The 15,494-nt window shown below is 39.6% G+C and carries 12 protein-coding genes; 6 read left to right on the top strand and 6 right to left on the bottom strand.

Going from position 1 to position 15,494, the window contains the following annotated elements; translation table 11 throughout:
- Window positions 1–138 precede the first annotated feature (138 nt).
- From V6R21_RS23175 to V6R21_RS23155, 5 genes are all read left to right on the top strand, one after another.
- Window positions 139–1,383 carry a flavin monoamine oxidase family protein gene (locus V6R21_RS23175; RefSeq protein WP_334245916.1) on the top strand — a complete coding sequence of 415 codons (1,245 nt, stop codon included), beginning with the start codon at window positions 139–141 and terminating at the stop codon, window positions 1,381–1,383.
- Window positions 1,384–1,541: 158 nt separating this feature from the next.
- Window positions 1,542–2,375: a hypothetical protein gene (locus V6R21_RS23170; protein ID WP_334245915.1), complete on the top strand. Its 834-nt coding sequence runs from the start codon at window positions 1,542–1,544 to the stop codon at window positions 2,373–2,375.
- A 78-nt stretch (window positions 2,376–2,453) separates the two neighbouring features.
- Window positions 2,454–3,317 (top strand): hypothetical protein, encoded by an 864-nt coding sequence (locus V6R21_RS23165; RefSeq protein WP_334245914.1) that lies wholly within the window; start codon window positions 2,454–2,456, stop codon window positions 3,315–3,317.
- Window positions 3,318–3,485: 168 nt separating this feature from the next.
- Window positions 3,486–4,778: a hypothetical protein gene (locus tag V6R21_RS23160; protein WP_334245913.1), complete on the top strand. Its 1,293-nt coding sequence runs from the start codon at window positions 3,486–3,488 to the stop codon at window positions 4,776–4,778.
- A 732-nt stretch (window positions 4,779–5,510) separates the two neighbouring features.
- Complete coding sequence (locus V6R21_RS23155; RefSeq protein WP_334245912.1) at window positions 5,511–6,905, top strand: YfcC family protein; 1,395 nt, start codon at window positions 5,511–5,513, stop codon at window positions 6,903–6,905.
- A 65-nt stretch (window positions 6,906–6,970) separates the two neighbouring features.
- On the opposite strand, the gene V6R21_RS23150 is transcribed toward V6R21_RS23155, so the two are convergent.
- The gene (locus tag V6R21_RS23150) at window positions 6,971–7,264 is read right to left on the bottom strand and encodes a DUF4235 domain-containing protein (protein WP_334245911.1); all 294 of its coding nucleotides are present in this window, start codon (window positions 7,262–7,264) and stop codon (window positions 6,971–6,973) included.
- Between the two features lie 182 nt (window positions 7,265–7,446).
- Here V6R21_RS23150 and V6R21_RS23145 point away from each other — a divergent pair, with 182 nt between their 5' ends.
- Entirely contained in the window at window positions 7,447–9,729 is a 2,283-nt protein-coding gene (locus V6R21_RS23145) for a CHAT domain-containing protein (protein ID WP_334245910.1), read from the top strand.
- 71 nt (window positions 9,730–9,800) lie between these two features.
- On the opposite strand, the gene V6R21_RS23140 is transcribed toward V6R21_RS23145, so the two are convergent.
- The 5 genes from V6R21_RS23140 to V6R21_RS23120 form a co-directional block, all read right to left on the bottom strand.
- Complete coding sequence (locus tag V6R21_RS23140) at window positions 9,801–10,436, bottom strand: hypothetical protein (RefSeq protein WP_334245909.1); 636 nt, start codon at window positions 10,434–10,436, stop codon at window positions 9,801–9,803.
- Window positions 10,437–10,670: 234 nt separating this feature from the next.
- Entirely contained in the window at window positions 10,671–12,077 is a 1,407-nt protein-coding gene (locus V6R21_RS23135) for a DUF5723 family protein (protein WP_334245908.1), read from the bottom strand.
- A gap of 58 nt (window positions 12,078–12,135) precedes the next feature.
- A complete protein-coding gene (locus V6R21_RS23130; RefSeq protein ID WP_334245907.1) occupies window positions 12,136–13,923 on the bottom strand; it encodes a hypothetical protein in 1,788 nt (595 codons plus the stop codon).
- A gap of 176 nt (window positions 13,924–14,099) precedes the next feature.
- Complete coding sequence (gene coaD / locus V6R21_RS23125; protein ID WP_334245906.1) at window positions 14,100–14,552, bottom strand: pantetheine-phosphate adenylyltransferase; 453 nt, start codon at window positions 14,550–14,552, stop codon at window positions 14,100–14,102.
- Between the two features lie 58 nt (window positions 14,553–14,610).
- Window positions 14,611–15,492, bottom strand: a complete 882-nt coding sequence (locus tag V6R21_RS23120) for a DUF3822 family protein (protein ID WP_334245905.1) — start codon at window positions 15,490–15,492, stop codon at window positions 14,611–14,613.
- Window positions 15,493–15,494: the final 2 nt, after the last annotated feature.

Raw genomic sequence — 15,494 nt, 5'->3', positions numbered from 1 at the left:
TTAGATCATTTGATCTTTATGATATTAAAGGCTTCCATAATTGGAAGCCTTTTTTTGTTATCAGACAATTTTTTCATTATCTGAGATCATTCCGTATTTTCCCTCCAAAATATGGTATTGAAACCAACTTTTTAACTTATGAAAATCATCATTGTAGGTGCGGGTATCAGTGGACTTTATGCAGGAGCAATGCTGCAAGAACAAGGGCATGAGGTACTGATTTTGGAAGCTTCGGACAGGGCAGGGGGCAGAATTCTCTCCTCGACCTTAGACGGCGTGAAAGTAGAACTTGGAGCTGAGCAGGTTCACGGTAGAAAATCCGTTTTTTTTGAGATGCTGGAACATCTGAAGGTAACGCTTATCCCCGAAACGGGAGATCATTACTATTGGCTAAAACAACAACTACTGACAGAAGAGAGTACTTATGAACTTCCTGATGCTGCCAAGTTGCTTGACTTTCTGTATCAAGAGATTGAAGGATATGAAGGGGAGGAAATTTCATTGGAAGCTTATTTTAGGAAAAAACCATATTACGAAAAACACCTTAAAAACCTTTTGGAAGGGTTTGCGGCGGAGTATGGAACATCCGCACATCGGTTGGGAGTGAAAAGCTTAGCAGAAGAGGAGAAATTGTGGCATTCAGGAGATAAAAATTACATCACTTCACAACCGCTTTCTCTAGCATGTGAATACTTTGTCAATAAACTTGGTAGAATAATCCAATACAATTCTTCGGTAGTTGGCATCAATTATGCCAATGATATGATAGAAGTGGTTGATAGTCAGAAGGAAACTTACATCGCTGATAAGGTGGTAGTAACTGTGCCATTAGGCGTTCTCAAACAAAATCAGTTGCATTTTCACCCTCCAATGCCTGATTGGAAACAGGATGCAATTGACACGGTTGGTTTTGATGCAGGAATCAAGATGATGATGAAATTTTCAGAAAGATGGTGGGGTGAAGACCTGTTGGAGATTCAGGGAGGTAATGCGTGTGCTGTCTATTGGGCACATGACAGTCAGCCACTGCTAACAGCTTACCTGATGGGAGACAAAGCAACGTTTGTTTCAGGAGAAACGGAAGAACAGCTGAAAGATAGATTCCTAACTGAATTGAGCCATATGATGGGTAACACCAAACCAAGAGACACTTATCAGGGGATGGCCGTTAAAAACTGGCAAGAAGACAAGTTTACAAAAGGAGCTTATTCTTTTGCAGCACCTTTTACGGAAGGGAAACGGGCATTGCTAGCTAAACCATTGGATAACAAAGTCTTTTTTGCTGGAGAAGCTTGTCATACAGAAGGGCATGCAGCTACAGTACACGGCGCAATGGAGACTGCCGAAAAGGTAGTATTTGAGCTGATTGGAATGCATGCCTGAAAAAAGTTTCCAAGTTGTCAGCTACGAGTTAAGAAAAGATTTCCAAACCTAAGTTAGATCCTTATTTTTGTATAAATTCAATAAACTTTATTGACAATCGTAAATTTACTTTCAACCAATTAACGTTCATTACACAGGAACCAATTAAATTTTTTACGATGATAAGAGTTGTTTTAGCGCTGTTGCTTACAGTAGTAATTGGCTTCTCAGTTGAGGCTCAAGATCTGTATGTGTTACATGTGAAAGGAGATATCAGGGTAAATCCGGAAAATAAGCCTTTGAAAACCGGAGATAAGATTACTGCTGACAAGGAAATCAAGTTTATGTCACAGGATGCTACTGCTATTGTGATGAGCCGAGAAAAAGGAAGGATGCAACTGGATGGTAAAAAGTCTAAGTCGTCAGGGTCTGGAGAGTTTTTGGCAGTCGTTACAGAAGTGATGGTACCGATGAAACTGAACATGCAAATGAGTACTCGTTCAGAGGCGGAGTTTGTGCCAGTCAGAAACCTGAAAGAGTATTTTGGAGAAGACCAGTTTGCTGTAGTTGGAGAGCAGCTGTTTGTGCCTTTGGATGAATCACAGTTTCCAGAGGAAAAACACAGTGCGCTTGTATTCAGATATGAAGTAGATGGCAAACCCAAGATGAAGGTGTTGCCACGCAAACAGAATATAATCCTTTTTAACAAGGACAAGATTTTTGGTAATCATCAACCTGTTCAGGGAGAGATTTACCATGTAGATAAGGTGACGAAAGCTTCAGAACAACTGACGTCTTTTAGGCCTGTATTTATTAATGAAGACAGCTTGAGCAAGGAGCTGAACGCATTGGCAGATTTTTATACAACACAAGACAGTACATTGACTCAAGACTCTTTGCGTACTCGCATGGAGCAATATGTACAGGATGTGTATGGCAAAACCGATGCTTATCAGTTGGGTAAATGGATTGAAAAGCAGCCGTTTCCAGCCCAAGAGAATGTTCAAGAGTAGGCATTTTATTAAGAAAAAATATTTGGCCTTGTATCATGCTGGATTGTCAAAGCACTATAACCCAATAATTGACTAGAGATGAAATTGCTTTCAACTTATTTACTGCTTATTGGCTTACTGACAGCTGTATCTTTTCAAGGTTTTACACAACAGCACGCCACTCAGAAAGATGAAATCTATTATGTGGTACATGTTAGTGGTGATATCACCAGCCTGAAAGATGACCGTAAGGTTGTGCCGGGTATGGAGCTTCAATCTTCTGAAAAACTGAAGTTTGTTGGAGTAGGAGCAAAGGCAGTTGTATTGAGCCGTAAAGGAGGACGGATGTTGTTGCAGGCACCTGAAGGGAAGGAGAAAGCAACAGAATTTGAGTTGATGGTTAATGAGGTGTTTGTTCCTAAAAAAGTCCATTTGCGGATGAGTACACGTCAGGCTCCAAACAGTTTAGTTAACAACCTGAAGGATTATTTTGGCGAGGAGCGTTTTGCAATTATTGGTAATGAGCTAACAGTAAAACTAGACTCTTTCAGTTATCCGCTCAATGAGGAGAAAGTAATGGTGCTGTATTATAAGCAACCTGAAGGAGCGGAAAAGAATATTCAGATTCCTTATGAAACAGACAATAGCCTAGTGTTTCATAAGGATTCGCTTTACAATGATATGGATCCAGGCTACACTACTGGAAATAGCATCTACTATTTTTATAAACCCCAAAAGGAAGCCCGCAAGCTAGCAGAGTTTCAACCAGTATTTATTGAGGAAAATAAACTGTTGGAAGAGCTGAAGTTGATGCATGACTTTCTGTCGGAGAAAAAGCTAGCTGAAGGGAGTTTGCTTTATGAGGAGATGCTCAGCTTTGTGACTGACGTGTATGGTAAGGTAGACCTGAATCTATTTGATCAATGGACAAAAAAACATGGCCTTTATACAGGCGATGAATAAAGATAAAGCCTGAATAGGGCTCTTCCTGTTTTGACCGCTCTGTCTTTTAACCTTTATCTAATTTTTTAACCCGGTGTTTAACCCGCCGGGTTTTTTCATATTTTGCCAATAGTTTTTTAACTGACAGTACAATGGAAAATTTTTGGCTACCTGTAAACTAAAATCAAAGTGAAAAATCTACTTAAGAAGATACAGCAAAATAAGCCACTATTGATACTGCTATCTTGTATTCATGCAGTTATCATGATTGCGGCAATATTGTGGTACTCCACTTTGCCTTTTACATTAGGGGATGAAGTAACACTAATAGAAACCAGTGCACTTATCAGGAATACCCTGGTGAAGATGGATGAAAAACCTGATAGGGACCGCTTCTTATTTGTGAACTGTGCTTGGGAAAAGCAACTGATTGCTCATACAGACTCGAATGGTTTCGTAATTGGAAACATTGACATTACAAACCGTAAATCTTTGGGAAGACTGGTTCAGGTAATGAACCAGAAACCGGACAATCACGAATTCCTGCTGATTGACGTTCGCTTTTACTTAGAATCTCCTGATGATTCGTTGTTGCATGCAGAATTGCCAAGATTGAAAAATGGAATTCTGTCTTACCATAAAGGTGCTAATGATAAGCCACTGTATCCTATTTTTAAGGCACCGTTAGGATTGTCTGATATGGAAAGCCAGACTCGTAGTAATCAGGATGATCTTATGCTAAAGTATCATTTGGTTCAGGGAGACTCACTCAAGACAACACCTCTGTTGATGTACGAGAAGATGCATGATGAAACACTACAAAAAGGCATGTTCTTCGACCAATTGTCTGGACATTTCATTCATAACTCATTTATCATTGAGCACCCAATCAGAAAGTATGACCTGTTTCAGGCGCCTGATTCATTACGTTACAGCTATATGCACTTGGGTGAGTTGGTCAATTTACCGGATTTTGTGATTCAAGAGTTTACCAAAGATAGAATTGTGGTAGTAGGGGACTTTGAGGATATGGATATTCACCGTACAATCTATGGTAAGTTACCTGGTCCTCTGATTTTGGTGAACGCCTTTCTGTCACTTGAAAATGGAGACAATATTCTCTCAATGGGATTCCTGCTGTTTCTCTTTGTCACTTTTGCGATCATATCATTCAAGGCACTGACTCTAAGAGATCCTGTGACAGTATTTTTGGAAAAAAGATTCAGTTCTGATCATTTCTGGCTGGAGTTAGCAAGGGACCAAATGTTCTATCTGGTATATTTTGCTATCGTTTCCCTTTTATCATATGTCTTTTTCAATACACAGTTGACGATTTTGGTTCTGTCATTTTATGTTTATGGTGTAGAGCAGGGCGTAATATCGCTTATGGAGGAAAAAGAGCAGAAAGACAAAAAAGATGCTACTGAAGAAGCTGATAATGAGGAGAAGAAAATTGTTAACGCTAAGTTAATGGAGCAATAAAATACAGATAAAGGTTACATGCGATTAATAATAATTAAATTTATTATTAGAAAAATGAAATAAAGTATTGTTTATAATTGAAAATACTGCTATAATCGCATGACCTCTTGTATTCAACTGACCTAAAATCGGAACAAAAGAACTGTTAGATTGATAAGTAAAATTAAGATATGTTGGACAATAGTGTGCCGATACCTACTATAAGAGCCGCATAAAATATCAATCAACAAGACTTTATACCCCGCAGACGGCGGGGTTTTTTTGTGCCCATACTTTTTTAGGCTTTAATAAACGAACACTTTTCATTCTTCCTACCCAATATTTGACTTCAAAAAACATGACGTATAACATAGCGGTGTTATTTACTCTATAGAAGTACTTGAGTAAATAAAAGGGGTATATCTTTAATAGTGAATTTGAATCCATTGTCCAGTAACACCGATTACCTGATTGGTGAAATCAATATCAAATTGAAAGCATTTAATATCCTATTGAAATAGAAAATACCTTTCTTTTCCAGAGTAGTAGAATAGCTGATGGCAACAATATAATTTTGGCATTATGGGGTTGTGGATTAAAGCTGTTGGAATGCTTGATTCTGAGCACCAATTAAAGAAAAGATCAAAATGGAAGGAGCAGAAAATCTTGCAATGAATGTTTACCTTGATAGGAGAAGATGGACTGTTGGGTTGGGAAGTGATAGTATGTCAAACGAATAAGGATAATTGACTGATGAATAAGACTAAGAAAATGCCTGATACATTGGTGATCGCAAGTATGATTCTGTTGGTATTTATTATACTCACCTGGATTGTACCTGCAGGGGAGTTTAGTAGGAGTGTCGTTAATGGAAGAAATGTATTAGTGCCAAACTCTTATAAAGAAGTTGCTCCTTCTCCACAAAGTGTATTCACATTCTTTACAGCACCATTACGTGGCTTTATGGAAGCAGCGGAAGTGATTGCGTTTATTTTTATTGTTGGTGGTGCCTTTGGAATGCTTAACGCGACAGGCGCAATAAGTGCAGGGCTACATAAGATGGTTCAGTTCAGTATGAAAAAGCCATTGTATAAATGGCTGATCATTCCGGTTTTGATGTTGGTTTTTTCTTTTGCTGGAGCAAGCTTTGGTATGAGTGAGGAAGTATTGGTGTTTATTCTGATTACAATTCCATTGGCACATGCACTGGGGTTGGATACGATAACAGGTGTTGCTATTCCGTTTATAGGGGCTGGAGCTGGGTTTGCAGGTGCTTTCTATAACCCTTTTACGGTTGGTATTGCACAGAGTATAGCTGAGCTACCAACCTTTAGTGGGTTACAGTACAGACTATTCGTTTGGGTAGTGTTTACTTTGATCGCAATAGGTTTTGTGATGCTATATGCATATAAAGTGTCTCAAGATGCATCCAAATCTGTATTATACGAAGAAGATGAATTATTGAAAGCTTCTGAAAAGAGTGAACAAGTACATGAACCACTTACTTTCCGCAGAAAGCTGATCTTATGCTTACTGGGACTAAGCCTTGCATTGCTGGCTTGGGGAGTAACCGAGCACGGATGGTATATGGTAGAGATAGGTGCATTATTCTTTGGTTTGGGAATAGCTGCTGGTTTGGTTGGCGGTATGAATCCTTCGGTGATGTCCAAGTCATTTGCTGAGGGAGCCAAGGAAATGATGACAGCTTGTCTTGTAGTCGCATTTTGTAAGGGGATCTTATTGGTTGCTACTGATGGCAAGATCATCGATACACTGTTGTATTATGTATCTGAGTCAGTGAAAGATTACCCAAGAGCAGTTTCGGTAGAGTTAATGTTTATCGTGCAGAGTGTATTAAACTTTTTTATCCCTTCGGGGTCTGGACAGGCAGCTTTGACAATGCCAATTATGGCTCCACTAAGTGATCTGCTAGGTGTATCAAGGCAAACGGCTGTATTGGCTTTCCAGTTTGGGGATGGGTTGTCTAACCTTGTCATCCCTACAAGTGGGGTCACTATGGGGATTCTCTCGATTGCTAAAATCCCTTACAATAAGTGGATTCAGTGGATGCTTCCATTGATGGGTTTATTTGTATTGGCAGCTATGTTGCTTTTACTAGGACCTGTAATGTTCTTTCAATGGAATTGAGTTAAAATGAAAAAAGCAGACTCAAAATGGTGTGTCTGCTATTACTCCTGCTTTCGTTATTTAGTTTACTTGGATTCCATGGGAGGTTTTTTACCTGTAAAAAACTCCCAACCTGCAGCAGCTCCCCTTTGAGCAATGAGCATACCCATACCTCCGGTAATTCCTGTTGCGATGGTCCACATGATAGCTTCAGACCACTTGGTATTAGGAGAAGCGGGGTTTTGTGGCGGGTCAGTTTTAGTATAAGCTTTCCATCCTTCAGTCAGTCCTTTTTTGATTAGCCAAGCCGCACCAACAGCAACTCCAGTTGCAAAAGTTTGCCATATACGTTCAGAGATTTTCTTCTTGAAATCTATCATAAGCCAAAGCATTTGTTTAGGTAAATTTGTAAGGTGTGTTCAATCAGGAAAACAGTCTCTGAAAAAAGAATGTTCATCCTATGGTCATCAATATTACCTTAGAATGGAGTAGGCTGTTTGCCCATCTTCCCTATATTTGTATGGCAAAAAGCTAAAACCAACAACGAACAGACTGAACTGACATGAGATTTTTTTTAATGCTGTTGGCATTGCTAACGGTGAATTGTGCATTAGCACAACATACCCGGTGGCAGATTACGCTCAATAATGCAGAAGCACTTTTTGAAGAAGGAGATTTCAATGAGGAAAAGTATTTTGAAACGATTGATACACTTCGTGCAGACCCTCTTACCGCTGCATATGAATTGACAGGAAAAGCAGATGGCCTGCTTATCGAGATGAACAGGCTTACCGCTGTTGCATATCAGCAATTGGGTAATGCAGAAGAAGTAGATTACTTTAACCGTATTGCTGATAGTATTGAAAAATACAGCCGTGAGCGAGAAGAACTTGTGGCTAATATGGCTGAATTTGATTCTCTGTCAGGTAAGTGGTCGGTAGGGCAGTTAAAAAGCTACCTGAATAAAAACCTTGGTATTGCAGATAAGGCACTTGGAAGTGAGCACCCACTTAGAGGTATATTGTTGTATCATAAGGCAAAGGTAAATTTTCAGCTCAAAGACTTTCAATCTGCAATTGCTTCCATCTCAGCAGCTGAGAAAATTCTGTTGGGTTTTATGGCAGAGTCAGCTTCTGTATATTCTGATATGATCTTGCTGAAAGCAGAGTCGTTTTTTGCTTTGGGTGATACTGATAAGGCAGCAACCACTTGCAAACAATATATTTGGGTTAAGGAAAAGGAAATGAGCTTGCTTGAAAGCAATTTTGGTTTCCATCAGAAAGAGACATTTTTTAGAGATAATAAAGGTAACCTTTCACGCCTTTATGCTTTGGTGGCATCCCTTTCAGACTCCAATGAAAGCTTGGTGGGTGAACTTTACAGTTTTGTGATCAGGCTAAAAGAACTTCACCTTGCATATGTATATAGGGTCAAAGAAAAGGCATACCGATCAACTGATCAGCAATTGAATGCCTTATTGAGGGAGTGGGAAAATATGGTTGACCAAACTGCTCAAGCTTATCGCGAGCGTATTTTCAATACAAAGGATTCCATCAATTATTCAGGGGCATGGTCAAAGCTTCAGTTGAAAAAACGGGAGCTGTCAATACTGGAAAAGCAAATAGGGGATCGGGCTGAACAGATTCGCCTTCTGATTCCTGATTATGAAGCAAACTGGTACAACATTCAGTCTGCATTGGCTTTGGATGAGGTAGCCGTAGAAATTATTAAGGCTTCCGTAGGAGCTGATGCTAAATATTATGCTTTGGTTTTAAAGGGAGGAAATCACCCACCTGAAATGGTGGAGATCGGATCGGTATCCGACCTTGAACACTTAAGCTATGGCCAATATCTACGTGAAAATGGTGTAAGAGGAACCAGTTCCTTGGCGACAGCCCCCGTTAAGTTGAGGCTGAATCCATTGGATGAATCTCTTTACAGTAAATATTGGGAGCCTTTTGGACACTTGTTGGGTAATGCTAACAAAGTATTCTTGTCTTCTGATGGAGTGTTCCATAAGATTAATCCAGAAACATTTATGTTGGAAGAGGGGGGGTATCTATTTGATAAAATTCAGATAGAGAGAGTCAATAGTACAGCTGTGCTTATTAAGCCTGAGGTAAGGAATACCCGCCTTGGAAAAGGAGCATTGGTTAGTGATCCCCAATTTAACTTTGATAATAAGACGTTATCTGAAAGTAAAGTGGAGGAGTCCGTAAAGGTTCGTTATCTCAGTGACTTTGTGGACTTGGCTCCATTACCATTTGCAAAAGAGGAAGTCAGACTGATCAGAAAGCTGTATACAGATAAAGAAACCAAACTTTACACAGGGTATCAGGCGAGTGAAGAAACGGTAAAAGAAATTGTTCAACCTTATTTTTTACATATCGCAACGCATAGCTTCTGGAATGAACAGTATGCCGACGAGCCAATGCTCAATGCTGGTATCGTACTGTCAGGAGTAGAAAATTATGAGAGTGAAACAAAGTTTCCGAAGGGAGATGGTATCCTGAATGCCTATGAAGTTATGGGAATGGATCTGTATGGAACAGAACTAACGGTACTTTCGGCTTGTGAGACAGGACTCGGTCGTGTTCAGGATGGACAAGGAGTGTTTGGCTTACAACGTGCATTCCTGATAGCAGGTGTCAAAACCTTGATCGTATCTCTTTGGAGGGTAGATGACAAGGTGACAAAAGACATGATGGCGCTATTTTACCAATATTGGAAAAATGGAAACACGAAGTCTGATGCCTTTAGAAAAGCGAGGTCTGAGATCAAGCAGCAATACCCTGATACCCCTTACTATTGGGGTAGTTTTGTAATGCTTCACAATGACCACTAGAAATGAAAAAAGGCAGTTTGAGATACTCAGACTGCCTTTGTTTCAATGTATTGTTATGAGGATTATTTCGCTTACCATTTTTTGTTGACTACAACTTTAACAGAAGTATTGCCACGTTTACCTTTTTTAGGTGTGCTTTTTCTGTGATCGTCATGATCGTGTCTATCATCATGTCTGTCACGTCTATCATCGTGTCTGTCACGTCTCTCATATCTGTCATGATGGTCATGTCTATCATTGTAGTGATCATGTCTGTCATGACGGCAATGACTATCGTGGCAATGCTCTTTTACATAGACAACTTTCTTATGATTCTTTTTGTAGTGTCCTTTGCCTGGGTGTCTGCCGTGTACATGGTGTTTTTTGTAGTACACTTCGTGATAACCACAATGGTGAGAACAATGGTGATCTCTCAATGGAGAGTATGTTCTTCTCTGTCTACGATAGATTCGACCGTCGTTACCAACAGAGACTTCAAAGTAAACATCTCCTTTTTGAAGTACTACGTCAAATGAAACGTTACTTCTGGTGTCGACGCGTCTGGCGTGGATCACATCGTAACCTCTATATTCATAACTGATAGATGTGAATACATTATTAGGCATTCTCCAATCGTTGTAACCTCCGTCATCTCGCATGTAACGCTGTGCATTTGATGCTAGTGGAAGAAACATTATCGCTGCTAGTAGTGTAATTAAGTGTCTCATAAGCTTAGTTCATTTTAGTGAAACATGGGTCGATCAATATGTGTGCCTGTTTCATCCTGTTAGGTTGACCGTTATTGCTTAAAAAGAAAAAGCTGCTTGTAAGAACAAGCAGCTTTTACTTCATCTGTGTTCTTGTAACCAAGACAACAGGTTTTATAGCTTAGACAAAAAATAGTTCCTTTATTAAGGTTAAAAAATATTAATATTTAAGCCTGTTTATTGATTTTTAAGTAGTTATGATCTTTTCTTTTTTCGGTGAATTTCTCTGTATTCTTTGAATATTTCACTTCTACCGAAGTTTAACACCAATCCAACCTGTGCATCCATTGCTTGTGCATTTTTAGCCCAAAGTCCTGTTGAAATTAAGTTGTCACTAGCAAGATAAAACTTCACGCCAGGGAAGCCCATTGTAACAACACTACCCAGTTTATGTCCAAATCTATCACCTTCATAAGAAAGTCCCAGACCTAAGAAATCACCAAGTTCCTGATCGATCGAAAGGGAAATACCTGGGATAAAACTACCTCTGTAACCAGTAGCCGAAACTAACGCACCAGCAGTCAGGTTACGTGCTAGTTCGTAGCTTGCACCAACATTGAAACGTAGTGCCTGCTTAATCTTAAAGGCTTCTACTTCGTCAATTTCGTCGAAGCTGTAAGCATCTTCCAAATCAAAAAGGTCTTCTTCTTCACCTGAAGCAAATAGTGCAGGGTCAGCACCTTCATAAGCCAGTTTATCCTCGTCAAGTGTTACGGAGTATCCAAGCAGGTTGCTCTTCCATTTGACACTACTACCTACATTCAGCAAGCTTGCTTCAAAAGTGATGCGGTCAGTATAGCGGTATGTCGCACCAAAGTCGAACATCAGACCAAAGTTAGACGGATCAAAAAATGACTGGCTGTCAAGGTTGTCAGAATCCACCTCTATCTCATTGGTTTCAGTATTGATGGTAACGTACCCTGCACTGGCATAGATCTGTGCATCTGAAGATGTAGATATTGGGTAGTTAGGAGCGTCTTCCTGCTTGATCGTCAGTCTGGCATCTTCCATTTGGAGAGCTTGTACACCGACTTTTGCATTAAGGTTGACACCTACTGTAAGCTTTTCATTTACATCATAAGCACCACCAAGTACTATATTGTGGTAGTGTTGGAAGCTCAGTGATGGCGCAATATTGACTTCTTTGCCCAAGTACTGTTCGCTTGCAGGACCTTTTGAAATAATGCCTGGCAAGTCAGCAGGAATTCCTACATGGAAATCCATGATCTCTTGTACACTGACACGGACAGATACTTTTTTGCCATTGAAATAAACACCCAACAGGTTGATGTTACTTTGCATTCTGTTGATGCTTTCACCCTCTATATTGGCAGCAACCTTGTCTATATCTAGAAAGTATTTACCATTGTCACCTTTCGTGAACAACTTGTTGAATGAAAGGTCTGTCGTTAAATCAGCGCTAGTCTGTCCAATTACAGGTAATAGGATAGATACTTTATGATTAAGCCTTCTTGCTGGATTCTGATGCGTAGATTGGGGCAATGAAGTCATAAAGTGCATTGCTGAAGAATGCTGTGCTGATGCATCGATTGCTGAAATAGAAAACAGTGCGGCAGCCAGCCATTTATATATATTTTTCATGGTTCTAGTTCTCTTTCTTTAAAAAGTCTTTTGATAATAAGTAAATGCTGCTTTTAGCTTATTCACCTGAATTACCATTGGTAATGGTAGCCAGAATACCTGCTTTAAGATTGATATCAGATTCCTTGTTCAGTTTACTGAACTTGTCAGGAGTACCGTCTCCGTCTGTATCAGGTGAGTTAACTAACACTGTGATCTTGATTTCTTTACTTTTGGCAATTGCTCGTAGTTGCTCGGTAGTTACAGTGGTTTCTGAAGTGAAAGTTGTTGGAGCTGTTACATTGCCGTTGTTGTCTGTTTCTGCCGCTTTTACAAATGCCAAACCGTTATTGATAGGCAAAAGAACAGTTTTGTTTTCTTCTGTGGTAACCTGAAAAAGCATCTTCATGTCAAGAGGCAGACTGTTGATAGCTTGAATCTTCAATACACCTTTACTTTGATCTTCGATGTCAAAATCAACATTGATGCCGTCACCTTCAAGGTTAAATGCAATATCCTGAGCCTTGATGTCTAGAGGAATGTTGACAGTGATGTCTGCGTTAGTGAAATTATCCATGCTGAAACGCATTTCATCACCTTTTTGAATGTAATCAAGACCACTAGAAATCACTTTTGCCGAGCCTCCATATATCAGTTTCGTCAGTTTCTTATCTGTAGAAAGGTTGAACAGGGATGCTGGATTGTAAACGTAATAAGATGATGTAGTCACATCTTCGAAAGAAGAAGCTCCTTCAAGGATAAATGAATCAATTGCATCACCGCCGTTTACATCAGTCAACTGAATGGTTTGGGTACTGCCATCATCAAAGTACGCTTCCAATTCAGGCGTGATTTTTACATTGGTTCCAATGCTGTTAGAAAAATCAAATCCCATTAGTAGAAGAGGGTTCTCACCATTGAGTTCTACTTTACCGCTTTCAAACAGTTCATTGTCAAAGTTAACAGGGTGCTCTTGTTCTGAAAGAGATACGGCAGGTACATTAGCATCGTCGTTGAATACCAGTGTCATTCTATCTGCCTGATTGTTATCCGTCAGTACAAGTGTTTTAGGAGAGTAATTACCTGTAGCAGTCAGTTGGATGGTAGGCAGTGCAGTTGCAACGGCTCCATTTTCCCATAGGTCCATTTCTGCACCTGTCATAGGGAAAGTCAACTCTACGCTCTCATCGCTGCTGCTTGTCACTTGTGCTGCTACTGTATTGCCTTGAAGGTTTTCAAAATAGCCGGTGATCACTACGTCAGGCGTTTCTTTTGACAATGTCATCTTGATGTTACCTTCTGTAAAGCGAATGTAGCTGATACTCATGTCGTAGCCTTCTCTGGTAACAGGGGCTGTGAATGGTACATATGCTTTCACCAAGTTATTGTCTTCATCGTATTGGGTATCTTGATCCCTTTCTACTGTGAAAATTACTTGAACGTTAGCATCAGTATATACCTCAGGCGTAATACCAGGAATATAAGTTCCTCCGAAAGCTTCTACGAGCTCTTTTTCAAAGTTGAAAGAGAAATCATCTACATGAAAAAGTGCTTGTGGGCTACTAAAACCCATTGCTTCAACAACTGTATTGATATCTGCCACTTCTTGAGATGAGGACTCAGAAAAATAGTAGAATCCATTTTCGTCTGTCTTGAGGTTTTCAGGAATGTCTACAAGGTTCTCAAACGAGAGAGAGCCATTCAACAAGGGAAGACCGATTTTTAGGCTATCAGGCATTTGAACCAGATTGTCACCTTCCTCAAATTCAAGGTCTTCTTTTAGAATGTCACAAGATTGCATGCTGGTAAATGACAGCATGAGCATTAGTGGGATGCTAGTTTTTAGTTTTGAAAAAATGGTACTCATTTTTAGCTTAGTTTAGTTAATTTTAGTGGTACAAAACTAAGTAATTTTAAGATATTTTAAGTATTGTGAGGTGTTAAATGTATGAGAATTTCTCAGTTAGGGAGCTGAAAACAAAAAAGCGGTACTCCTATTTTGTATAGGAAAACCGCTTTATACTGTATGAAAAACAGGATTTATTAGAGAGGGAAAGGCACAAATTCGCTTACATCTTGGCCATAACTATGCAGCTCACGGATAATAGTGGAGCTGATATAAGAGTATTCTGGAGATGTATAGATAAAAACGGTTTCAAGGTTATTGAAAACATGTTTGTTGGCTTGTGCAATATTGTTTTCATACTCAAAATCAGTAGTGTTTCGCAAGCCCCTCAACAAGAAGTTGGCATCGTATGTCTTAGCCAGTTTTGCGGTAAGCCCTTCATACTTGATTGCTTGAATCTTCGGGTTGTCCTTGAAATGGTCATTGATTTTATCCAGCATCTCATCTGCCGAAAAAAAACGTTTCTTTTTCGCATTGTGTCCAAGCCCGATGATTACCTCATCAAAAATACGTGATCCCCTAAGCACAATATCTTCATGTCCTTTAGTGAATGGGTCAAACGTTCCGGGAAAAATGGCAATCTTTTTCATCACAATTGATTTGTAGCTTTGTCAGTAACTGTTTGGTGAAATTTGACTGAAGCCAACCTTAACAAGTAAAGGTACAGAACAAGTCGAAGTCGTACTGTTCCGGATCATCGTCAAACTTAAATGGATAAGTGAGCTTTGTAGGCCTTTTGCTAGGAGTTACTTTGCCTACATACTTTTTGAGCAACTGAATCTCTTCCTGATAGTCAAAAATGCTTCCTGAGTAAATCAACTCAATGTCTGATGGCTTAAGGTTAAGCTCATCCACTACAAAAAGTATGAAGTAAATAAAGTCATTGATTCCTCTGAAATGGAAAGTGTTGACAATCAATGGAACACCATCTTTCAAATAAAAGATCGTCATGTCCCTATTCTGTACATTTAGATACAGCTTGTCCGCTGTACGCTCTGTATGCAACATCAGGTATTCAAGTGTGCTGTAAACGCTGTGATAGCACTTGATGGGGGTGTTTTTGTAGAAGCTACGGAACCAGTCCAACACTTCATTGCTTACAGGGTACAGGATGTGCAGGTCAGTTTGACCGATAGATTGTTCAAACAGGCGTTCCTCATTCGTGTTGATATCTGTATTGAGCCTTAACAACAACTCTTTGTCAGCTTCACTCTCTACATAAGTACCAGGAGCTAAAGTGTAGTTAGGGTGAGACATCAATAGCCTAATTTCTTTCCAGAATATGGCATTGAGAAACGAATGGTGAGAGACAAGGTTAGCGATTGCTGTTCGCATTTCGCTATAGGATTGAGTAGCAGGTAGCCTATAGCCTTCCCAGGCAAGGCACTCTCGAGTAGTGTCGTTGTAGACACCTATAGAAAGACAGCTCTGATGTATCTTAACACAGAGCGTATATGCAGATATGTTATGTACATCAAAGCTGTCAGAATGTGCTTTATAAAGCAGTGTTTCTAAGAGTAAATCTTCCAATA

It is taken from the genome of Limibacter armeniacum, from assembly GCF_036880985.1.
Classification (GTDB): Bacteria; Bacteroidota; Bacteroidia; order Cytophagales; family Flammeovirgaceae; genus Limibacter; species Limibacter armeniacum.
The sequence above is the reverse complement of the archived record's forward strand: the minus strand, read 5'-3'. Positions and strand labels throughout refer to the sequence as shown.

Excerpts from the sequence above, each read along its gene's own strand:
- V6R21_RS23175 (WP_334245916.1), top strand. The coding sequence starts at position 139 with ATGAAAATCATCATTGTAGGTGCGGGTATCAGTGGACTTTATGCAGGA.
- V6R21_RS23170 (WP_334245915.1), top strand. The coding sequence starts at position 1,542 with ATGATAAGAGTTGTTTTAGCGCTGTTGCTTACAGTAGTAATTGGCTTC.
- V6R21_RS23165 (WP_334245914.1), top strand. The coding sequence starts at position 2,454 with ATGAAATTGCTTTCAACTTATTTACTGCTTATTGGCTTACTGACAGCT.
- V6R21_RS23155 (WP_334245912.1), top strand. The coding sequence starts at position 5,511 with ATGAATAAGACTAAGAAAATGCCTGATACATTGGTGATCGCAAGTATG.
- V6R21_RS23150 (WP_334245911.1), bottom strand. The coding sequence starts at position 7,264 with ATGATAGATTTCAAGAAGAAAATCTCTGAACGTATATGGCAAACTTTT.
- V6R21_RS23145 (WP_334245910.1), top strand. The coding sequence starts at position 7,447 with ATGAGATTTTTTTTAATGCTGTTGGCATTGCTAACGGTGAATTGTGCA.
- V6R21_RS23140 (WP_334245909.1), bottom strand. The coding sequence starts at position 10,436 with ATGAGACACTTAATTACACTACTAGCAGCGATAATGTTTCTTCCACTA.
- V6R21_RS23135 (WP_334245908.1), bottom strand. The coding sequence starts at position 12,077 with ATGAAAAATATATATAAATGGCTGGCTGCCGCACTGTTTTCTATTTCA.
- V6R21_RS23130 (WP_334245907.1), bottom strand. The coding sequence starts at position 13,923 with ATGAGTACCATTTTTTCAAAACTAAAAACTAGCATCCCACTAATGCTC.
- coaD (WP_334245906.1), bottom strand. The coding sequence starts at position 14,552 with ATGAAAAAGATTGCCATTTTTCCCGGAACGTTTGACCCATTCACTAAA.